The organism is Zobellia russellii, assembly GCF_018728565.1.
GTDB lineage: Bacteria > Bacteroidota > Bacteroidia > Flavobacteriales > Flavobacteriaceae > Zobellia > Zobellia russellii.
Genome location: NZ_JACSOI010000004.1, coordinates 377,024 through 398,937, shown reverse-complemented (window position 1 = coordinate 398,937; position 21,914 = coordinate 377,024). Strand labels below are relative to the sequence as shown.

17 protein-coding genes are annotated in these 21,914 nt (G+C 34.0%); 14 read left to right on the top strand and 3 right to left on the bottom strand.

The annotated features are described in order from the left end of the window. Positions 1–815 precede the first annotated feature (815 nt). Together H9565_RS12185 and H9565_RS12180 are read right to left on the bottom strand one after the other, a co-directional pair. Positions 816–2,552 carry a pectate lyase family protein gene (locus H9565_RS12185; protein ID WP_215439997.1) on the bottom strand — a complete coding sequence of 579 codons (1,737 nt, stop codon included), beginning with the start codon at positions 2,550–2,552 and terminating at the stop codon, positions 816–818. Between the two features lie 526 nt (positions 2,553–3,078). Then, entirely contained in the window at positions 3,079–4,353 is a 1,275-nt protein-coding gene (locus H9565_RS12180; protein WP_215439996.1) for a right-handed parallel beta-helix repeat-containing protein, read from the bottom strand. Between the two features lie 340 nt (positions 4,354–4,693). On the opposite strand from H9565_RS12180, the gene H9565_RS12175 reads away from it, so the two are divergent. Further along, positions 4,694–5,806: a glycosyltransferase family 4 protein gene (locus H9565_RS12175; RefSeq protein WP_215439994.1), complete on the top strand. Its 1,113-nt coding sequence runs from the start codon at positions 4,694–4,696 to the stop codon at positions 5,804–5,806. Further along, positions 5,803–7,146, top strand: coding sequence for a murein biosynthesis integral membrane protein MurJ (gene murJ / locus H9565_RS12170; protein WP_215439992.1), 1,344 nt, complete (start codon positions 5,803–5,805; stop codon positions 7,144–7,146). The genes H9565_RS12175 and murJ overlap by 4 nt, the downstream gene beginning before the upstream one ends. Positions 7,147–7,164: 18 nt before the next feature. Here the strand turns inward: murJ and H9565_RS12165 are convergent, their stop codons facing one another. Further along, positions 7,165–8,283, bottom strand: a complete 1,119-nt coding sequence (locus H9565_RS12165; protein ID WP_215439990.1) for a sugar-transfer associated ATP-grasp domain-containing protein — start codon at positions 8,281–8,283, stop codon at positions 7,165–7,167. Positions 8,284–8,420: 137 nt separating this feature from the next. On the opposite strand from H9565_RS12165, the gene H9565_RS12160 reads away from it, so the two are divergent. The 12 genes from H9565_RS12160 to H9565_RS12105 all read left to right on the top strand — a co-directional run bounded on the left by H9565_RS12160 (position 8,421) and on the right by H9565_RS12105 (position 21,896). Continuing rightward, positions 8,421–9,542, top strand: a complete 1,122-nt coding sequence (locus tag H9565_RS12160; protein WP_215439988.1) for an O-antigen ligase family protein — start codon at positions 8,421–8,423, stop codon at positions 9,540–9,542. 25 nt (positions 9,543–9,567) lie between these two features. Continuing rightward, positions 9,568–10,506 (top strand): ATP-grasp fold amidoligase family protein, encoded by a 939-nt coding sequence (locus H9565_RS12155; RefSeq protein ID WP_215439986.1) that lies wholly within the window; start codon positions 9,568–9,570, stop codon positions 10,504–10,506. A 55-nt stretch (positions 10,507–10,561) separates the two neighbouring features. Beyond that, positions 10,562–11,617 carry a glycosyltransferase family 4 protein gene (locus H9565_RS12150; RefSeq protein ID WP_215439984.1) on the top strand — a complete coding sequence of 352 codons (1,056 nt, stop codon included), beginning with the start codon at positions 10,562–10,564 and terminating at the stop codon, positions 11,615–11,617. Between the two features lie 44 nt (positions 11,618–11,661). Continuing rightward, positions 11,662–12,813 (top strand): glycosyltransferase, encoded by a 1,152-nt coding sequence (locus H9565_RS12145; RefSeq protein WP_215439982.1) that lies wholly within the window; start codon positions 11,662–11,664, stop codon positions 12,811–12,813. A gap of 12 nt (positions 12,814–12,825) precedes the next feature. Next, positions 12,826–14,727 carry an asparagine synthase (glutamine-hydrolyzing) gene (gene asnB, locus H9565_RS12140; protein ID WP_215439980.1) on the top strand — a complete coding sequence of 634 codons (1,902 nt, stop codon included), beginning with the start codon at positions 12,826–12,828 and terminating at the stop codon, positions 14,725–14,727. Between the two features lie 9 nt (positions 14,728–14,736). Next, a complete protein-coding gene (locus H9565_RS12135; RefSeq protein ID WP_215439978.1) occupies positions 14,737–15,873 on the top strand; it encodes a glycosyltransferase family 4 protein in 1,137 nt (378 codons plus the stop codon). Positions 15,874–16,029: 156 nt separating this feature from the next. Next, positions 16,030–16,641 (top strand): sugar transferase, encoded by a 612-nt coding sequence (locus tag H9565_RS12130; RefSeq protein ID WP_215439976.1) that lies wholly within the window; start codon positions 16,030–16,032, stop codon positions 16,639–16,641. Beyond that, a complete protein-coding gene (locus H9565_RS12125; protein WP_215439974.1) occupies positions 16,638–17,657 on the top strand; it encodes a glycosyltransferase in 1,020 nt (339 codons plus the stop codon). Before H9565_RS12130 ends, H9565_RS12125 begins: the two co-directional genes overlap by 4 nt. Further along, complete coding sequence (locus H9565_RS12120) at positions 17,654–18,622, top strand: ATP-grasp domain-containing protein (protein ID WP_215439973.1); 969 nt, start codon at positions 17,654–17,656, stop codon at positions 18,620–18,622. Before H9565_RS12125 ends, H9565_RS12120 begins: the two co-directional genes overlap by 4 nt. Continuing rightward, entirely contained in the window at positions 18,606–19,262 is a 657-nt protein-coding gene (locus tag H9565_RS12115) for an HAD family hydrolase (RefSeq protein ID WP_215439971.1), read from the top strand. Before H9565_RS12120 ends, H9565_RS12115 begins: the two co-directional genes overlap by 17 nt. A gap of 318 nt (positions 19,263–19,580) precedes the next feature. Next, a complete protein-coding gene (locus tag H9565_RS12110) occupies positions 19,581–20,630 on the top strand; it encodes a peptidoglycan bridge formation glycyltransferase FemA/FemB family protein (RefSeq protein ID WP_215439970.1) in 1,050 nt (349 codons plus the stop codon). 180 nt (positions 20,631–20,810) lie between these two features. Continuing rightward, positions 20,811–21,896 carry a GNAT family N-acetyltransferase gene (locus tag H9565_RS12105; protein WP_215439968.1) on the top strand — a complete coding sequence of 362 codons (1,086 nt, stop codon included), beginning with the start codon at positions 20,811–20,813 and terminating at the stop codon, positions 21,894–21,896. Positions 21,897–21,914: the final 18 nt, after the last annotated feature.

The window sequence follows — 21,914 nt, the reverse complement described above, 5'->3', positions numbered from 1 at the left end:
AGATAGGTGACAAAAATTCTAGGGTTTTATAGACATCGGTCACTTAAAAACAAAAAACTCATCTAATAAGTTAAAATATCAGTTCCTAAGGGTATAGATACCTGTTTCAATCCCACAAGCGTCCCCAAACACACGAGACATATTTAATATACCCCAAGCATAATGGTATTATGTATTAGGGATATCAAGAAGAATGGACAGAAATCATTTATAAAATCAATTAATCGAACAAGGCGAACAACAAGACCATCAACTACAAATCTGCCGCCTTCTGAATAGGCCATCAGATATGAAGAGACAATATTCTACGAAAAGAGAAAACCGCAAGGGATTTATTTCTGCTGTTCGGCCAGAAGTAGATGTATAAGTACTTATGATGAAGGAGCGACTGGGAAGATTTCATAATGTTCTACGAATTACTAACAATCACCTATAAAACAAACTTTACGAAAAGAAAGAAAAAACTCAAAAAAATATCAATAACGAGCTTTTGTTCCCTACCAAAAATCCAGTGATAAAATGCATATAATAGTGGATTAAGTTGTAAGGAAAACTACTCTAAAGCAATCAATGCGCATCAATGGCAAAAGTCTCATTAAACACCAGTTCTTTATAATTAAAAAGGAGCCACATTCCAATAAACCTATCTCCTATAATTTTTAACTCATACACTTTATTAAGACAGTGTGTATTTTCTTTTGTTCACATATTTGAAGGATGTTCTCACGCCTTTTCTAAAACTATTATTGTTCTGGCTAACCATCCAAGATTGAATGCAACTTATTCTAATAAAAAACTTCTAAATATTATTATCTTTATCTAAGGGTCAAATCATGGAGGAATAATTCCAAATTAGTATATCCAATACCATTCACATTATTACCATCATTTCCATTTTCAGGGTTTAAACCATTTTCGATTTCCCATACATCATCAATACCATCTGAATCCTTATCTACGTATGTCTCGCCATTTTCTATAAAAGGGAAATTCCTAGCGTTGGAATCATTCTGATTATAGCTTCCCGAACTGTTTATAACATCATTAATTACTCTTAAATCCGCATCATCTCTGAAAAGAGAAGCTCCAACATCATCAATAATTGATTTTTCCACCTCATTTGACGGAAGAATAATCGCAATACCAGAATTGATAACTCTAGTTTTACTTAAATAAGGCGTTAAATTACTCGATACCGTAGTATTCCCCCCAACGAACAGATTATCTCTCACATACCCTTTGGTCAAGGTTATATCACCATCAGGACAATTAGTTCCCGATTTTTCAAGTCGAACATTCTCATATTTAGTGGCTATATTTTTACTTGGTTTGTAGACGTTTCCTATTATGTCAAAATGGTTTTCATAAGACGGGTCAGTTCCTGTTTTGTAACCATATACCAAATTGTTAACAAATTCAAATTTACTTTCACAAGTAGTTGCTGCTAAGTTCCGTGCTGAGTGATGAGCGAATAAATTTCTAAATACACTAATATTGGTAGCCCTTCGCCATAAAATCATACCATATTTAGAATCGATTATGTTCTCTGCTATAATACAATTTTGAACAGTTATATCTTTTACACTACTTGTGCCTCCCATTCCTCCTATCTCAAAATTTTCATCTTTACCCCAAGCTACACTGCAATGGTCAATAATTACATCTTTAGTTACTCGATTTTTCCATGATAAAATGCGTATCCCATCTTCATTTGATGGATCGGTAACGTCATGTCCCAATCTAATTTTCAAATATCTGACTATTACATTTGAATCCTGGATTCTTAATTCAGCATTTTTGATTTGTATACCCCCTCCTGGAGCAGTTTGACCAGCGACCGTCACATTACCTGATCCAAAGGGAATTGATAGATACGACTTACACTCAATAGTTCCTCCAACTTTAAAAACTATTGTTCTTGCACCTGTCATTTTCAACGCTTCCCTCAAACTACCCTCACCACTATCATTTAAATTGGTAACTTCAACCACTCTACCACCTCGTCCACCAGTGGCATTTTTTCCAAAACCTTCAGCCGTGGGAAAAGCCTTCAATTCCCAAAAATCATTTGAAATAACCACTGATGCCTCATTAACCTCTTTATCCCCTCCTTCTAATTCTGTCTCGGTTGTATAAGTAAAAGAATCATTTGAATCTTTATCTGTTGATTCACCCGTTTCTTCTGGGGAATTCTCATTTTCTATGTCATCCTCATCATCGCTCTCTTTTCCCTGTAGGTCATCTGGAATATAAGTTAAGGTCTTATCATCATTAATTATTACAATACCATTATCGGGTTGAGATGTTTGAACAATTTTCACCTTTTCAGGGTCAGAGATAATATCATTGGCCAACACATCCAATATAACCGTATTATTGCCGGGAATTTTATATGAATCATTAACTAGTATATTTCCTGTTAAACGAGCCTCCGCTGAATCTACAGCTACATAATCCACTAACAAATCAGTATCTTGACTACAGGATATACTTAAAACAAAGGCAAAGAAGAGCATTGTCAAATAAATGACTTTTATTTTTAAAACTTTCATAAGTAGGTGTTAAGATTAGGATTTGGGGACCCGGTTTCTTATTATTTATCTTTGATTATATCTATTTTTATATCATCTCTTATCGTTTGAGAACTAGACTTTCAATAACAATTCTATCTTCTAATAATTTATTCAGATTAATTTCATCATCACAACGACCAATCAAAATACTAACTAGTAGAGTTTAAAATTGTTGTTGAAACAACAATTTTATAGACGAACAGCACACCTCTTTAAAAAAAATCCGATGAACTGCCGCTTTTATTGATATATGGGGGGGGGGGCTATCACACAAACGAATTATTCTATCCTAAAATTTAAGCGATTATAATCTTAATTGACAGGGGAGTCATTTTCCAATCAAACCGATTTAATTATAGGATAAAAAATGATGAAATAGGCCTGCAGGATAAGTCAGATGTAGTAAAGCTAGCCTGTATAAACAGTATATCTATATTTAGCTGTAGTCAACTTAACCTTGGCTTAGGTATTTTATTGAATAAATTCTTTATTGCTATTAATGCAATCAAAAATTCGAACGAATAAACTTAAGAGGAAACTCATTTCCCTCTCTTATGTTATAATTAATGGTATTAACATCCATGTTCGATTCTTTATCAAATATTATGGTCCCTGTGATGTTGCTAACATCTGTTAACGTTTCTGCACGTGACCCTCTAATTAACAAAAACGGCATATCAGACTTGTGCGAAACATATAAATTCTTAAATGATATCCCTCCCAAAGTATGCTTCCCTGTATAATAGTTCGGAACTTCTAAGTAAACTACAGGAAATGAATTATCCCTGCAAATATCTCTAACTACACAATCTTCAAAAACTACATCATAAGCATCTGCGCTTTTTTGACTGTATAATAGTCCCCAGTTAGATTTTTCTACTAAACAATTTCTAAAATTGGCATATCCCTTTACCGGACTCTCTTCATGTGCATAGAAGGTTATTTCGCTAGCTATATACCTGTTTGTTTCATTATGATTATTTCTAAACACACAATTATAAAACTCTATACTAACCGGTGTCGATTCTGTTTCCAATTTATGGAGGGCCAACACTATACCCGCGTGGTCATTATTTAAGAACATACAATTCCGAAAACTAATTCCCTCTAGTCTATTGAATTTATTATCCGGTTCTAAATCAACTCCCGCACCAGGCAATGTCCCTATGGTATTTTTAAACACACAATCTTCCACTGATACATTTTTTGCACTTATTATAGACATACCTTGTCTCTTATTATTTGTGCAGACAATTTGCCTTAATCTAATATCTTTTGAATAACTTCCCAGTTTGGAGGCTATACCATCTATATAAATCCCATCCCCTCCTGTGTCAGAAATCAGCAAGTTCTCTATTTCTATATTACTACTATTTTTTAAACTTATACCATGTCTCCATTCACCTTCTTTATATTCCTCCTTATTCATACGGAGCTTAGCCCCACCGCCTATTATTCGAATATTTTTACAATTGGTGAACCTAAAAAGTGCGTCAGACTCACCTGCAAAAGCTCCTTTCATAGCTAGAACTTCAACCTCTTTTTGAAAAATGATCATCTTATTTTCAATATTCTTGAACCTGAGAGGCCGAACGACCCAAGAACGTTCTAGTTTATCAACCACTAATGTGTCATACGAAGATCTTAAGGCCAAACTCCATGCATTACTCAAATCACTTCTATCAAAACTTGATATTTTTATTTTTTGACCGAAGCTTATGTTCAATACAAATATTGTTATCAACAGTGCAATGCTAAGTTTAATAAAATTTGTCACCATAATTATTCTCATTAGGAAAAAGACTTTCGTTAATTAAGAGGAATCGGAACTGTATTCAAACCATTGTCATCACTCCATATTAAACTAACCATAAAATAACAATCACCATTACAACACCAAGCTAAACAATTTACATTTAATCATAACATGAAATTGATATAATTATGAGGTCAAGCTTATCACTAAAAACACCCTGTACGTGTTTTCAAAAGTAAAGTATAACCCTATACTATTCATTGCTTTTTATCATATTTGCAGAAGTTTTATACTAAGAATTGAGTTTAACAGTTTATTACATCGAAGTGTAAAAAGGTTTGTTCGTTATTTTACCATAAGCATTATGAAAAAAAAGAATATTGCGTTCATTATTAGCTCACTTAATTCTGGAGGAGCGGAAAGAGTAGTAAGTACTTTAAGTAATGAGCTGTCAAATTCATACAACGTACATATAATTGTCTTTGCCAAAGGCACCCCCTTTTACAAATTAAATAAGAAGGTTCAATTTCATTACTGTTTACCCCACATTGGTCCGAGTAAAAATATTTTCGGAGCTGTTCGCAATAACTTCTCTCTCTACAAAAAAGTTTCTGAACTCTTCAATATTCATAAGATTGATTTAGGAATCGCCTTTCTAACAAGTTCAAATATAATTGCCACCTTAGCCGCACGAAAAAATAATATCCCGATAATAATTAGTGAAAGAAACAATCCTTCTACTGATAAAACCAATTTTTTCTGGAATACCTTAAGAAAACTATTATATCCAAAAGCGGACAAGTTAGTGGTACAAACCTCTCTTATCCAATCTTTTTTTACCTCATGGATCGATAGTTCAAAACTTCATATTTTACCCAATCCCATATCTCCCGAGCTAAAAATTGAAGCCTCGGACGAATATGAAAAGGAGAATATTATTTTAAATGTAGGAAGACTTACGAATCAAAAGGGACAGGACATATTAATAAAAGCTTTTGCTAATATCAACCCTACAGGTTGGAAACTATATATTATAGGTCAGGGGAATAAAAAAAACGAGTATCAAAAATTGATACACGAATTAAATTTAGAAGAAAGCATTATTTTGCTGGGACGAAAACAAAATATTCAAGAGTATTATAAATCTGCTAAAATTTTTGCATTTCCCTCAAGATATGAAGGGTTTCCCAACGCGCTTATTGAAGCCATGCACATGGGATTACCATGTATTTCAACAGATTGCCCCACAGGCCCTTCCGAGCTTATTAAAGATAACGAAAACGGTTTTTTAACACAAGTTGACCACCTAGCAGAATTCACTTCGAAATTAAGCCAGTTGATTGAAGATAAAGCTTTGAGGGCTAAATTTTCAAAACTATCGCCTCTCGCCGTCCAACACCTAACAGTAGAAACTGTTTCCAATCAATGGGAAGACCTAATTAACTCCGCTTTAATTGATTATTACAATAAAAAATGATTAAAAATCTAAAGAATCTTATTTCTGTTTCGAACCTTAGCAATATATTAAAAAAACAGGTTGTTCGAAATATTCTTACCGTAGGTATTATAACCTTATTTCTAAAAGGAGTTGGTTTTTATAAAGAATCGGTTGTCGCTTCCCATTTTGGGCTTTCTGAAATTTTAGATACATTTTTTATTGCTTCTTTGGTGCCTGGGTTTATAATGAATGTTTTCCTCGGAGCCTTTCAAAGTGTATTTATCCCTAATTATGTTGCCGAATTAAAATCTGGCAACAATGTTGCTTCATTTCAAAGTACCGGTTTATTAATAACCGGATTGGTCTCTCTATTATTTATGGTAATCGCCTATTTATTCACCGACCTATATTTAAAGGTTTTTTTTTCTGGACATGACCAAGAATATTACGATTTAATCATTTCACAATTTCATTTTTTACTTCCCTGTATAATATTTTGGGGATATTCATCTTTACTCTCAGGCTTACTTAACATAAATAATGAATTTCGTTTATCTTCATATTCAGGCATATTTTTACCTATCTGCATCATTTTAAGCCTGTTTTTCCTAAAAGATTATTTTGGTGATTTGGTCTTGGCATTTGGAACTTTATTGGGGTCAATTATAGGCTGGTTTTATCTAGTCGTAATTTGCATAAAGAAAGATATACTCCACTTTTCCCTGCCAAACTTCCATAATAAGAATATTAAACTGATGTTCGCCCAAACACCCGCCAAGGTTTCATCTGGTTTTTTAAGTGGCCTTAATAGTGTTGTTGACCAATATTTTGCCGCACAACTAGCCATCGGTTCCATTGCAGCTATTAATTATGGAAGAAAAATGCCTGCTTTTCTGATTGGCCTGCTAGTCGTTGCTATAACAAATGTATTACTACCTTACTTTTCTAAACTAATACACGAAGACAGGGATAGGGCTTTTAAACTAGTCTTCAAAATGATCAAAATCACTTTTACAGGTGCTGCCGTTTTTGCCATTGCAGGCATCTTTGCCACAGATTTTTTAGTTGAACTCTTCTTTCAAAGAAAAGAATTCACTTCAAATGACACCGAGATAGTATCAAGTATTCAAAAAGTATTTTTAGCCTATATTCCGTTTGCTATTTCCGGAATGATAATTGTTAATTTTTTAACAAGTATCAACAAAAATGCTTTTATGGCCTATGTTTCTTTTGGAGCGCTAATTTTAAATATTATTTTCGATTACATCTTTATCAAATATTATGGAATTCTGGGAATTGCTATTTGCACGACAATTGTCATTGTCATCAAAAATACCGTCATGTTCTTATACACCTACCGACAAAGCAAATTAGTCTAGAACCTGCCTCGCTTCGACTCACCCCTTCTGTTTTGCATAGCTTTTCACTAATTTTGACAGTACCGCTCCATTATTCAACTGATGTGAGTTTATTCCCTGCCCATTGGTGTTAAATTCAATCAAAACGATTTCTTTTTCGGCACCTATTGCACAATCCCAAGAAATCACCTTGAAATATGGTAATTGCTTGTGGGCTGTTTTGACAACGTCCAACATTTTTTCTACACTAGGAAGAGAATAACCCTCAAACACAACACCTGAATGAGTCGCGGTAAATCGTTCGCCTGAGAGTTTATATCCATATTTATTCAATTTTCCATTTTCGCCAACACCACAAGAAACACCTCCCGTGGTACCGTTATCGGTAAACGAATTCTCCCCTCCCATACGTATGATCGTCGACAATACCTCCACTCCTGTCTCTGAAAAGAAGCTCATTACCCTAAAAGTATTAAGAGATGTTGGGTTCAGACTGCTCAACTTTGGATGTTGCTCTACCACTTTTTGAACCAGAAAGTCCTTATTGTAATTTTTAAATAAATTGTCAATACTTGCTCCAACATTGTCACAATTTTTACCTGCTCCAGAAAACAACCGTACATTCTTCCCCCCTCCACTATCAAGTGAAGGTTTAATAACCATAAACCCTATCTCCTTTTTACAAATGGAAACTGCCCGTTCAAAATCAATAAGTTCTCCTTTATGAAAATAGAATCCATTTATATTGTTTATTATAGTCTCCGGTTGTTTAATATTCGGAAGTATTCTCGTTAAAAAATTTTTGTCCATAAAAGGAACTCCAAAGTCACGCTTGTTAAAAAATGGCTCCAATTTTTGATAGAATAAGTCCTCAGGAACGTAATCTGCCAGAAAAACATCATTGCATTTGCTATAAAATCGATGCCACTTGAAACTAATCCTATCTTTGTTTTGCGTTTTATAGTATGATTGTATCTCTTTCTTTTCTTCTTTTGTAAGTTTTTTTAAACCCTTTGACCTAATTAGTTTATTTATTTTATTATTTAGTCTAGTTTTGGTCACCAAATAACTAAACTTTGTATAAAGCCTAAGGGAAAGAAAAACAATTAATGGATAAATTTTCATAGGAAACCAAGTTTTATTAAAAATATTGATCAACAATACAAACTGATAAGAATCAAAAGTATTGTAACTGTATTAAATAATCACTATAACGTTTAGAAGAACTTATAAATAATATTTTTCAGACTTAGGATTATAGCCCCCCTAAACGCTAAATCCTCAAAAAACTAAAAATGCAAATAATAAGATACATTATCTTAGTTTTAGCTTTATGGAATATGCCCTCCTATTTATTGGTATATTTCGGCAGTTCCTTCGGTAGTATTGCCAGTTATTTGTTGTCCATTTTATTAATAGGCTACTTTATATTGTCAAAGAAAAAGTATGCTCCTCCCCTCCCGTTTGTTCTTCTTACTATATTATACTTTACCATCAGTGGGTACAACTATAGCGGCGTGCACGATATTGATTTTTTCAAGGAATTGATAAGATCTATGATTGTAGTTGTATTCAGCGCCCAGGTTATATATAATACAACGAATAAGGAAATCTACTTTTTTCTACTAATCGGCGCTCTAAGTATAATAATCAACGCTTCTATCTTCCCAACAGCAAATGGTAGTTTTGCCGCAAACTATGGAAGATATAGCGGCTTTTATTTAAACCCCAATGCCGCAGGTGCAATTTGTATTGGAGGATATGCACTCGTTTTTACCATAAAAAATGTAAAAACTAGAATTCTAGGACAATTGATATTTACACTAGGAGGAATCTTAACTTTTTCACGCACCTTTATCGCTATATGGCTAATTATAAGTGCCGTATCAATATTGAATGATAGAAAAAACTTAATAGGCCCTGCAGTAGGCGCCCTATCTATATTAATAGTATTTTCCGTTTCAACATTCCTATCCCTAAATACAGAACGATTTAACGCTTTACAGAGTATTTTTGACTCACAAGAGGAAGTACAGGTCAAAACTATTGAAAAAGACTCCAGAACCGAAACATGGGCTTTATATACTAATGTGATTTTAGAAAAACCTTTTTTTGGTCACGGTTATCAGAAACTACAAGGAAACCATTTTGGCCATCGTCCAGGTGTGCACAATGCTTACTTAATGATTCTAGGTGAATCAGGTTTCATACCGTTTCTAATTTTTATAGGTATTTATCTATACGTCATTAGAAGAAGTTTGGCTCATATTCGTGAAAATCCCACTTTTTTTTACCTCAGTTGTACTATTGCCCTATTCCTATTAACCGGCCATGGCTATTATGACAACTATTACAATCTTTTCATGACAATGTACGTTTATCTGAATATTCAGAAATTAGATAAACTAAATCCATAATTACAACTTAAAAATATAGAGTAAAATGTATAATTTTCTAAAGCAATTATATTACAATACTAAACTCGGGAATATAATTATTGGGTTTGGAATAGATTTATATATAAAAACGGTTCCTGATAAGCCATATATACAAAGAGCGTTTAAAAAATCATTTGGAAGAAAAATCAACTTTAACAATCCCAAATCATTAAACGAAAAAATAAATTGGTTAAAATTGTACGACAGAACCCCGCTGCACACTCAATGTGCTGACAAGTACGCGGTAAGAGATTATGTGAAAAGTAAAATTGGCGAGGAGTTTCTAGTCCCTCTTTATCTTCAAACCGAAGATGTTACCCAAATTAACGAGAATACGATAAATAAACGCCCGTGTATCATAAAGACAAACCATGACAGTGGAGGGGGTATATTTGTAACAGAAGAAACCAATATTAATTGGGCTGGCGTCAGAGACTCATTGAAAGATCGAATGAGCAAAAATTACTTTCGTACATCTCGAGAATGGCAATACAAAAAAATAAAACCCTGTATCATTGTTGAGCAACTTTTAATGGATAAAAATGGTAACATCCCGATGGACTATAAGTTGCATTGTTTTAATGGAAATGTACGAATGATTCAAGTCGATATGGGAAGGGGAACAGACCATCATCACCGAAACTGGTACGACGTCAATTGGAATCGAGAACCATACAAATGGTCATCACCAAAAGGCAATGGTAAATATACCGACCCTTCCATAGAGGACGCAGAAAAACCGAAAACCTTAGAGAAAATGATATTATTATCTCAAAAATTATCGGAACCTTTTGCTTATGTAAGAGTTGACTGGTACGATATCGACGGTGTACTATTTTTTGGAGAACTCACCTTTCATCACGATGGCGGACTCCAACCTATTTTACCAAAAGAGTGGGATTATACGCTTGGAAAAGAATTGAATATTGACAAAATCAATTAACCCGTTCAAAACCTTCCTTAAAATTGCTATGAGAATCGATTTTTTAATCAATAAAATGAGTGGCGGTGGAGCTGAAAGAGTTGTCAGTTTATTAGCCAACTATTTAGTAGACAAAGGACACATCGTAAGAATTATCACTTTTCAAGGTTCAGATAAGTACGATTTAAGTCCAAAAGTTGAAAGAATAAAACTACACAGCCATCCCTTTTTTCAGTCTGTAGTCGTTAACGGTTTTTTTAGCCTATTGAATTTTTATAAACAAAAGAAAAACAGACCAGACATAATAAGCTCCCATATTAGTCTGTTGAGTTATATGTCAATTCCGATTGCTAAAATATTTAAGCTAAAAATTATTGTTTCGGAGCACACTAACCATTTGCAGTTTAACAATTTTGCCCGGAAGTTTCTAAGGAACAACCTTTATCGTTACGCTGATGCAGTGACCATTTTAACCAAATTTGATCAAGAATATTTCGAAAAACGAAACAACAATGTTTGGCTAATGCCTAATCCATGTCCTTTTGAGATAATCAATAGCAATCAATCAGAAGACTTTAAGAATAAAGAAATTTTGGCTATTGGTGATTTAGATCGATATGACAACAAAGGGTTTGATAACCTACTCGATATCTCCGCTTATATTTTAGACAAATATCCTGATTGGAAACTTAAAATAGTAGGAGACGGTAAGGAGGGACATACTTATCTCCTTAATAAAGCCAAGGAATTAAATGTAGAAAATAAAGTCATATTCACTGGACACAGAACGGATATACAGCAATTACTCAATAATTCGAGTATTTTTATTCTGACTTCGAGATATGAAGGATTACCCATGACACTTCTGGAAGCAATGTCACAAGGTGTCTGCTGTATTTCTTTTGATTGTGTTTCCGGTCCTTCAGATATTATCACCAACAATGAAAATGGAATTTTAATCGAAGACCAGAACCTTGAAAAAATGAAGTTTGGCTTAGAAAACTTAATCAAAAACCCTGAGTTAAGGAATCGTTTAAGAGCCAATGCTCCCTCTTCAATGGAAAAATTTTCTATGAAAAATGTAGGTGAAAAATGGGAATCACTAATTGAGCAATTGCATAATCAAAGGTAAGTAGCTGTTATATTTTCAATTACCTTGACTACAAATAATCATACATGTTAGGTTCAAAACCAAAATTATCCATACTAAATATATCCCTTGCAAGCGGAGGAGCCGAAAAGGTTATAAGCTTGCTTATGAAGGAGCTTGTTAATGATTATGAGGTTACCCTTATTCTTTTTTACAATGAAATACACTTCCCTATCCCAGAACAGGTCAAAACGATTATTCTCTGCGACAAAAAACCCACTAGACCCTTCTATAAAAAAATTTCCGATGCTCTACAGTTTAATTCCAAATATCGAAGAATTTTAACCGATTTAAAAATAAATTATGCTATATCTTTCCTAGCCTTCCCTAATTTCATAAATGGCATAAATTCAATTTTCAACAATCGAGCTTTATCGATTATTAGTGAACGAGGTTTTCCTTCCGACAACACCACAAGTAAACTATCGCTTTACATTGCAAAAATCTTTTACCCATTATTATATAATCGTTGCGACAAGTTGTTTTCCAACTCTTATTATATCAATGCCGATTTAAAAAATAATTTTGGGGTTAAAATTCCAATGGAAGTAATATATAACCCTATAGAGCTCCCCTTACATACAATCAATCCCGAAGATTTGCAGTATTCTGAAAGAGAATTTAGAATAATTACAGCAGGAACCTTAAATACAAGAAAAAATCATATCATGATTTTAAAAGCATTAAAAAACGATTTTAACTCGAATATAAAATTCGACTTATTGGGAGGAGGGCATTTAGAAGATGCACTGAAAAATTTCGTAAAAACCAATAACCTACAGAGTAAAGTTAATTTTCAAGGAAAAGTTAAAAACGTTGGTGAATACATGTTACAAAACCACTGTTTCGTGTTATCATCACATACCGAAGGATTCCCTAATGCCCTGTTAGAAGCTATGAGCTACGGACTACCTTGCATTTCAACAAACTGCCTTTCAGGCCCTTTGGAGTTGCTAAACCAAAACGAGCAAGTAAACATCCCTATTAATGACTTTGTTTTAGCGGAATACGGCATATTAATAAACAACAATGACCATATTGGCTTATTAAAAGCTATTAACTATTTACAAGAAAATCCCAATAAATGCATTCACTATTCAAAAATGAGTCTAAAAAGATCGAAAGATTTCGATCTTGAAAAAATTTACGACCTATTCAAAACTTTTTTAAACTCATAAGGCCCCCTTATTATGTGCGGAATTAATGGTTTCATATATACACTCCCTATTGAACCTGGTAAATTAAAATCAGATATAACAACAATGAATGATTTAATCGTTCATCGTGGGCCCGATGACGATGGCACGTTTATCGAGCAAAACAGTGACTACAGTATAGCTTTAGGAATGCGCAGGCTTTCGATAATTGACCTTGAATCAGGTAAACAACCCATTTACAGCGATGATAAAAAAATAGTAATTGTTTTTAACGGTGAAATATATAACTACCGGCAAATCAGAGCGCAACTAACCGCAAAAGGCATCCATTTCAAAACGAACAGTGATACCGAAGTAATTCTAAAACTTTATGAACTAGAAGGAGCTGCGTCTTTTAAAAAGCTAGACGGCATGTTTGGTTTTAGCATTTTTGATAAAAAACAAAACAAAGTCTTTATTGCTAGAGATTTCTTTGGTGAAAAACCTTTGTACTATTCTTTCATTGAAGAAAAATTTATCTGGGGCTCGGAGTTAAAATCTTTACTTTCCGTCATCAAATCAAAACCAGCAATTTCCATTCCTGGACTAAATCACTTCCTCCGACTCACCTACATCCCGGCTCCCCATACCATTTATGATTCTATATATAAACTTGAAGCCAATCATTATTTGGAATTTAATCTTTTAGAAAAAGAATATAAAATTCATCAAATAGAGCCAGAATTCAACAGTGCCAAAGAAAACATTGACTTTAAAACAGCTAAGACAGCTACTAAAAATTTGGTTACTGAGAGTGTCGAAAGTAGAGCTGTTTCGGATGTCCCCATAGGGACTTTTCTATCAGGCGGCGTAGACAGTTCAATTGTCTCCCTCTGTTTATCCAGAATGAGCGAGAGTCGTATCAATACCTTTTCAATTGGTTTTGAGAAAGCCAATTATGACGAAACCGATAAATCTCAAATTGTTGCAAAACAAATCAATAGTAAACATCACGAGTTCGTTATCGGCGAAAATGATTTAAAAAATAATATTCATGAAATCTTATTAAATTTTGACGAACCTTTTTCCGATACGGCAGCTCTTCCCACCTATTTAGTTTCCCAAAAGACCAGCAATCATGTCAAAGTAGCTCTTACCGGAGATGGAGGAGATGAGATTTTCGGAGGATACAACAAATATTATGTTGGTAAAATCAACAGAAAATATACATCGATTATTCCTGAGACAGTGCATAAAATGATTTTGAACAATATCACTCCTATGCTAATGAATAAAGATGACAGGAGGGGAAAAAGGTTTCAAATCAGAAAAATGCTAAATACTGTTGATTACAATGGGCAATATTATTGGGATATTATATCCCTTGCTAATACAGAAAAACAGCTTCAATATCTGATTAAAAAAGAATTAGTCGTTAAAGATTTGTTTAAAGAGTATAAGGATAAAATCAATATTGAAAATCCTAGTAGCCTTACTGATTTTAGATTTGTAGACAAAACCTTAAGTTTGGAAGGAGGAATGTTAGCCAAAGTAGACCGCACAAGTATGTTAAATTCCATTGAATGTCGTGCTCCGTTTTTAAACAAGAAACTATGGCATTTCGCAAACAGCCTTCCTGAAAAATTTTTAATGAAAGGTTGGGACAAAAAGCACATTCTTAAAGAGGCATTTAAAAGTGATTTCCCTGATGATTTCCTAAACAAAGGGAAACAAGGTTTTGGATCTCCTGTTGGAGATTGGCTTCGTTCTAGTTTACGCAAAGAAATGCAATCTTATATTGAAAGAAGTTTTTTAGAAAATCAAAACATTTTTAACGTTGAATATATCCGTAATATTGTACAAGATCATCTAAGTGGAAAAAAAGATAATACTTTTATCGTCTGGTCCTATTACTGTTTTCAGAAATGGTACACTTTCACCTATAAGTCACTTTGATTAAAAAGCATGTCAAAAAATATACTCATCCTCTGCTCCGCTTCCTTTTCTTTAAGCAATTTTAGAGGAGACCTTATAAAGCACTTATTAACTAAAGGCTTTAAGGTATACTGTGGCGGACCCGACTTTGATGAAAATACATTAAAAATGGTTCACGAATTGGGTGGTATTCCTGTACCGTTCAACTTACAAAGAACCGGCTTAAACCCGCTAAGCGATTATAATACCATTAAGGAACTGAAAACTATAATGGTAACACATAAAATAGACGTACTTTTTCCGTACACTATTAAACCCGTTATCTATGGCTCATTTGCTGCCAAGAAACTTGGCATTCCTGTAATTTCGCTAATTACAGGTCTCGGATTTACTTTTAGCAGGGTAACCACGAAGGCTAAAGTTTTGCAGTCCGTAACAGAGTTTCTATATAGAAAAGCCTTAAAATCCAACAAAGCCGTTATTTTTCAAAATTCGGACGATCTTGAACTTTTCAAAAACCATAAAATTGTTGCAAGGAATCAATCTTTACATGTAGTTAACGGTTCCGGTATCAACCTAGACAAATTTTCCTTTAAACCAAGAAGGCATTCCTCAAGTAGTGCTGTTAAGTTTGTACTTGTAGCCAGGTTAATGAAGGAAAAAGGGGTTGAACTTCTTATGAACGGGGCGCGAGAATTAAAACCCCATTATCCTAATTCAGAATTTCATATCATTGGCGAACCTCCTGAAAACAGTAGTTCTGCCGTCTCAAAAAAAGAACTTGAAGAACTAGACAGAAATGGGACCATAGTATATCATGGTAAATCCACCAATGTAGCAAAATCTATTTCAGAATTAGACATTTTTGTATTGCCTACTTACTATAGAGAGGGCGTACCCCGCTCTATCCTAGAGGCTTTATCAAGTGGTATGCCCATCATCACCACCATGCAGCCTGGTTGTAAAGAAACTGTTGTTGAGGGCAAAAATGGTTTTTTAATTGCCCCCAAAGAAGAAAAACCTCTTGTTGACGCTATGAAATACTTTTTGGACAACCCAGGACAAATTGAAATTATGGGTCAAGAAAGCAGAAAATTAGCCGAAAATAAATTTGATGTGAATCTAATTAACAGCCATATTTTTAATATTATTGAAAAACAGCTATAAAAGCTCTAACGGTATTAAAAAAAGTTCTGGTCTTCTGCTTAGCATGAAAGAAAAATCCGAATATCCCCCTACAACCATAAAAACCGTAATTGGTCTATCTGGATCAATGAAAAAGAAAATATTATAGTTAATTTGCCGTAGGAATATTTAACCAGTATGTACAAACATTTTATAAAACGGGTTTTGGACTTTTTTATAGCGCTATTCGGTTTAATGGTAGCCGGTCCAATAATCGTATTTGTCATCGTGTTCTTAGCCGTCTCCAATCAAGGAGACGTTTTCTTTGTTCAAAAAAGACCGGGAAAAAACGAGAAGATTTTTAAAATCTTTAAATTCAAGACTATGAACGACAAAAAAGACGAAAATGGCAACTTTCTTCCTGATGAAGTAAGACTGACACCTATTGGCAGGTTCATTAGAAAAACTTCTCTTGATGAATTACCCCAGTTACTTAATGTTCTAAAAGGTGAAATGAGCCTTATAGGCCCAAGGCCATTATTGGTATCTTACCTCCCCCTGTATAATGACATGCAAAAAAAAAGGCATTTAGTAAGACCGGGTATTACCGGTTGGGCCCAAGTAAATGGAAGAAACGCGATTTCTTGGGACAAAAAATTTGAATATGATGTTTGGTACGTTGAAAACCGCTCGTTTTGGTTAGATTTAAAAATTGTTTTTCTAACTATCCAAAAGGTTATCAAGAGTGATGGAATTAGTTCAGATTCAAGCGCAACTATGGAAGTTTTTACAGGAAACAGTAAAGTATGAAGTTAAGTATAATCATCCCCTGCTACAACATGGAACTCTATCTGCCCGAATGTGTAGATAGCCTAATGAAGCAAAGCCTGCTCCCTGAAGAGTATGAAATCATTATTGTAAATGATGAGTCCAAGGACAAAACGCTTGAAATTGCCATGGACTATGCCAAAAAAAATGACCATATAAAGGTCATAGATAAAAAAAATGCTGGGGTTGGGGCCGCTCGTAATTCAGGTTACGACTTGGCACACGGCCAATATATTTATTTTTTGGACCCAGATGATTATGTAGCGGAAAACACTTTACCGGTGCTATTAAAATTAGCTTCAGATCATAGTTTGGATATCCTTACATTTAGAACAAAGTCTGTTGTAGAAAAAAAATATCCTGTTTCCGAAAACCTGGGCAGTAAATTAAACGATCTTACTATTGAAGATGGTATATCTTATTTGGCCCATAGGAAACACCAAAATGAAATCTGGTGGTACCTTATAAAAAGAGAGTTCATAAAGAATACGGGGATCCGTTTTATTGAAGGCAAATGGATGGAAGATGCCATACTCACTGCCGAGCTGTTTTGCCAGGCCAAAAGAATGGCGCATACCAATTTAGACGTACATAGATACCGCATTTTACCAACTTCGGCAATGCGAAATAAGAGCCCGGAACATTACAATAAAGTGATTTATGACAACGCCAATGCCGCTCATGTATTTGATAAGTTAATAGCAACTGTTCCTAAGGAGCATGAAAATGCCCAAGCATGCATTAAACGGTTAAAGACCAGACAGCAATCGTTTGTTTTTTTCCTTATGGTACGCTTAATGAAGTCAGATATATCAGTTTCGGAGATTCCGGCAATGTTATCAGACTTCGAAAAAATAGATGCTTACCCATTAAAAAAATTCATAGGAGAAGATTATCACGGAATAGGCTATTCTTGCTTGGTTTTCGTATTTAATAGAAAACCTTTGATTAATCCATTCATAAAGATGTTCCGATCTTTTTACACCTTAACACAATGAACATTCTCATATCTTCTGCGGGCAGACGCGTTTCTCTTGTCAGAGCTTTTCAAAAGGAACTTAAAAAAATATATCCTAGTGCAAAGGTATATGCTTCAGATGCCGATCCAACTTTATCCGGAGCCTGCCAAATAGCCGACGGTTATTTTAAAGTACCTTTTGTTACACACCCTGACTATTTTGATGTTCTCATAAAAGAATGTAGAGATAGGAATATTGAGTTATTGATTCCAACCATAGATACAGAATTACTACCTCTCGCCCAAAATAGGCTTCTTTTAGAAAAAAACGGGGTTACTCCTGTAGTAGCTTCATCTGATTTTGTGGGCAAATGCAGGGATAAAAGACAAATTCATAAGTTTTTTGAGGAACATAATGTTGCGGTAGCCAAAGAGTTTTCAAAAAATAATTATGAACTGCCCTTATTCATTAAGCCAATAGACGGTAGTCGTAGTGTAGACACTTATCTTATAAAGGAGGAAAAAGATTTGACCTCCTATCATTTTGAAAATGATAAGCTCATGTTCTTGGAGTACCTTGACCATGACTTTTATGACGAATTCACCTGCGATTTATATTATGGAAAAGATAACAAACTAAAATGCGTAGTTCCTCGTAAACGGATTGAAGTTAGAGATGGCGAAGTTTATAAAGCTTTGACCGTTAAGAATCTCTTGGTTGATTACATTAAGAAGAATTTAGCCCAGGTTAATGGTGCTGTTGGATGTCTTACTGCTCAATTTTTTGTTCATAATACAGAAGATAAGGTGAGGGCTATAGAAATTAACCCGAGATTTGGTGGTGGCTACCCCCTATCCTATTTATCAGGAGCCAATTATCCAAAATGGATTATTGAGGAATTTACTCAAGGTAAACATATTGAGGAAGACTTTGATTGTTGGGAAAATGATTTGCTTATGATACGATACGATGATGAAATTCTAGTTCATGGATATAAAGGTTGATGAAAAAACAGTTATCGTTTTTGATTTAGACGATACACTCTATAATGAAATTGACTTCCTCAGGTCGGCCTATTGTGCAATTGCCCAAGAATTGGATTTCAAAAAATGGAGGTCTCTATTTGCACAAATGTTCTCTATGTACAGAAATAAAGAAAACGTATTTGAACATTTAGCAACTACTTATAATATCAAAAAGGAAGCTCTCATAAACCTTTACCGGAATCACAATCCTACTATACAACCATTTTCAGGGGTTCTTCCTTTACTACAGTCAATTAAAGACAAGAGAGGAAAATTGGCTATAATTACGGATGGGCGCAGCAAAACCCAAAGAGCTAAGCTTTTAGCGTTAGGTATTGAAACTTACTTTGATAAAATAATTATTTCTGAAGAGTTGGGCTCGGAAAAACCTGATAAAAACAACTACTTAGAAATAGAAAAAACCTTTGCAAATCATAATTACTGCTATGTAGCGGATAATGTAAGGAAAGATTTTATAGCTCCTAATTTTTTAGGATGGGACAGTATTGGGTTGATTGACAATGGCTTAAACATTCATAGTGATGGCTATCGCTATTTTACCGAAACCCATCTTCCTAAAGTTTTTATAGAAAAAATTGGAGATATCGCCGTAACATAAAGCAATTATCACCTTATTTTTTGAATAAAAGTTAACTATCCTATTTTTTTGAAAATCCTCCTTAAAGCAGTAATTTTATAATACTATTTTACTCATCTTTACACCATGCGAAAATAGGTTTACATTAGATAATTTGTAACTGAGTATCAATTAAATACAATCAAATGGCTTCAAGAAAAAGTTATTTGCTAACCAACACCACATCAGTAATCAAAATTTTGCTTTACGGTTAAATTCTATTGAGAAATCTCAACAATGAAATCCAACACTAACCTGAGGTTTAAGATTACCTCTACCTCAAGCATTTAACCTGCATTAATGATTGAAATTGTAACCGAAAGGAATGAATGGAACGATCTCATGAAAATGGTCGACCACTGTGACTTTTACCATACCTACCACTATCATTACCTTTCAAAAAACGAAGACGAGACACCTATTCTAATTCACTATGAAGAAGATGGGGCCAGTATTATTATACCTTTAATGCTAAGAGATATTGAAGGGACATGCTATAAAGATGTTACTTCCGTCTATGGTTATGCTGGACCACTCTGCAGTACCAAAAGCCTTAACTTTGAAAATACCACGTTTAAAATTGAATTACAGAAGCTTTTTATTGAGCAAAAAATAGTTTCCGTTTTTTCTAGACTTCATCCTTATATAGACCATCAAGAAGAGATTCTTGCCAATATTGGAGATATTTCAAGTCCTGGAGAAGTCGTCTATATAGACCTTACCCTACCCTTGGATATACAGCGCCAACAATACAGTAGTCGCTTAAAGACTTACATCAACAAAAGCAGAAAAGTATGTTCTGTCAGAAAAGGTACTTCTGAAGAAGATATTCGGACCTTTATGGATATCTATTACGAAAACATGCGTAGGGTAAATGCGGATGAAAGTTATTTTTTCAATGACCGCTATTTTTATCAGCTCATGTTAAGTTCATTCTTTAAAACAGAACTTTTACTATGCGTTATAGATGAAACCCAAGAAGTTATAGGCGGCGCCATGTTTATTAAAACTGATGAGATTGTTCAATATCATTTATCCGGCTATAAGGAAGAGTATGTGAACCTTAATGCCATAAAACTGATTATTGATACTATGCGTATTGATGCCACTGAGGAAAACTACAAGTTTTTTAATCTTGGCGGTGGAAAAGGTGTTAAAAGTGATTCTTTATTCGCTTTTAAATCCACTTTTTCCAAAAATCACAGACCGGCTAAATTTTGGAAATGGATTGTAAATCCTAAAGTCTACAAAGACTTGGTTAAAAAGCGGGAAGAGCAGCTATGCGACAGCACAAATGATGGTGAAAGCAATTTTTTTCCAGCGTATCGCCAAATGCCCAAATCTCATTAATCTTAATCTGTTTTGATAAAAAATAATCCCTTTCTTTCAGATACCTACGTTTCCGTTTGGTCTAAACACTTTAACCAAAATAAGAAACCACTGAGCTTTGATTGCTTTAAGAATATTGGTTTTTATGGCTCAAGCTACTTGCCTTTATACATTAATTCCGGAAAAACCCTAACCAAGGGCATGAATTACAGTATAGAAAGTACACATGGTAAGGGTTATAAAAATAAGGTCTTTCTTATTTATGATGTTCCAGCATATTTTAATAATGATATAAGCATTGCTGTTGACTCAAAACTCAAGTTTCAAAGCTCAAAGCAATATCCTGGTTTTGCAATAAATTTAGAAGAGTATAGCAACTTCAACGAGTATATGCTTGCTACTTTCAGTAAGAGTAGCAGATACAAATTGAATAAATACAAAAAGCGCTTTGAAGCCTGTTTTGATATTACTTATAAAATGTACTTTGGTGAAATCACTAAAGATGAGTACGATGCAGTTTTTGTTTCATTTAAAGAATTACTTACTAAGCGCTTTAACGATAAACAAATAACAAATAATAACCTCAATCCTGAAGAATGGCAGTTTTATTATGATGTTGCTTATCCCTTAATTCTGGAAAACAAGGCTTCTTTGTTCGTTATTTATGATGGAAATACTCCCATTGGAGTTACTTTAAACTACCATTCCGATACCGTACTTTTTGATGCCATTACCGTTTTTGATATTGATTATGCCAAATTCCATTTAGGCTCAGTCACTATTATGAAACTAATTGAATATTGCCTAACTGAAAAAATTAAGATTTTTGATTTCTCAAAAGGATATTTTGATTATAAAACTAGATGGTCCAACAAAACATACGATTTTGAATACCATATTTTTTATGACTCCTCATCTATATTGGCTAAAACATTGGCTCGGGGACTAAAGTCCTTTTTTGATTTAAAGCAGAAGTTGCGTGAGAAAAATGTAAACGAAAGATTACATAGACTAACTTATAAGCTTAAGAGCAGAAAAACAGAAGTATCAACAACGCAGACCGCGTTCAAATTTGAAGCTATTTCCGAGGAGCCGCACCAAAATGATTTAACCGAAATTGACTTAAAAGCTGCGGAAAACCATATACTAAAATCATTGGCTTTTGAGTTCTTATATCTTAATGATGAATGTTCAAAAGACTTAAAAGTGTATAGAGACAATGCAAAACAGTATTACTTTATAGGCCAAGCAAAAAAAGCAAAGGCAATACTAGTTCAACCATTGTAAATATTGAACAAAATTGAT

Coding starts and splice junctions, on each gene's coding strand:
- H9565_RS12130 (WP_215439976.1), top strand. CDS start 16,030: ATGTACAAACATTTTATAAAACGGGTTTTGGACTTTTTTATAGCGCTA.
- murJ (WP_215439992.1), top strand. CDS start 5,803: ATGATTAAAAATCTAAAGAATCTTATTTCTGTTTCGAACCTTAGCAAT.
- H9565_RS12180 (WP_215439996.1), bottom strand. CDS start 4,353: ATGGTGACAAATTTTATTAAACTTAGCATTGCACTGTTGATAACAATA.
- H9565_RS12110 (WP_215439970.1), top strand. CDS start 19,581: ATGATTGAAATTGTAACCGAAAGGAATGAATGGAACGATCTCATGAAA.
- H9565_RS12115 (WP_215439971.1), top strand. CDS start 18,606: ATGGATATAAAGGTTGATGAAAAAACAGTTATCGTTTTTGATTTAGAC.
- H9565_RS12175 (WP_215439994.1), top strand. CDS start 4,694: ATGAAAAAAAAGAATATTGCGTTCATTATTAGCTCACTTAATTCTGGA.
- H9565_RS12160 (WP_215439988.1), top strand. CDS start 8,421: ATGCAAATAATAAGATACATTATCTTAGTTTTAGCTTTATGGAATATG.
- H9565_RS12185 (WP_215439997.1), bottom strand. CDS start 2,552: ATGAAAGTTTTAAAAATAAAAGTCATTTATTTGACAATGCTCTTCTTT.
- H9565_RS12125 (WP_215439974.1), top strand. CDS start 16,638: ATGAAGTTAAGTATAATCATCCCCTGCTACAACATGGAACTCTATCTG.
- H9565_RS12145 (WP_215439982.1), top strand. CDS start 11,662: ATGTTAGGTTCAAAACCAAAATTATCCATACTAAATATATCCCTTGCA.
- H9565_RS12150 (WP_215439984.1), top strand. CDS start 10,562: ATGAGTGGCGGTGGAGCTGAAAGAGTTGTCAGTTTATTAGCCAACTAT.
- H9565_RS12120 (WP_215439973.1), top strand. CDS start 17,654: ATGAACATTCTCATATCTTCTGCGGGCAGACGCGTTTCTCTTGTCAGA.
- H9565_RS12155 (WP_215439986.1), top strand. CDS start 9,568: ATGTATAATTTTCTAAAGCAATTATATTACAATACTAAACTCGGGAAT.
- H9565_RS12135 (WP_215439978.1), top strand. CDS start 14,737: ATGTCAAAAAATATACTCATCCTCTGCTCCGCTTCCTTTTCTTTAAGC.
- asnB (WP_215439980.1), top strand. CDS start 12,826: ATGTGCGGAATTAATGGTTTCATATATACACTCCCTATTGAACCTGGT.
- H9565_RS12105 (WP_215439968.1), top strand. CDS start 20,811: ATGAATTACAGTATAGAAAGTACACATGGTAAGGGTTATAAAAATAAG.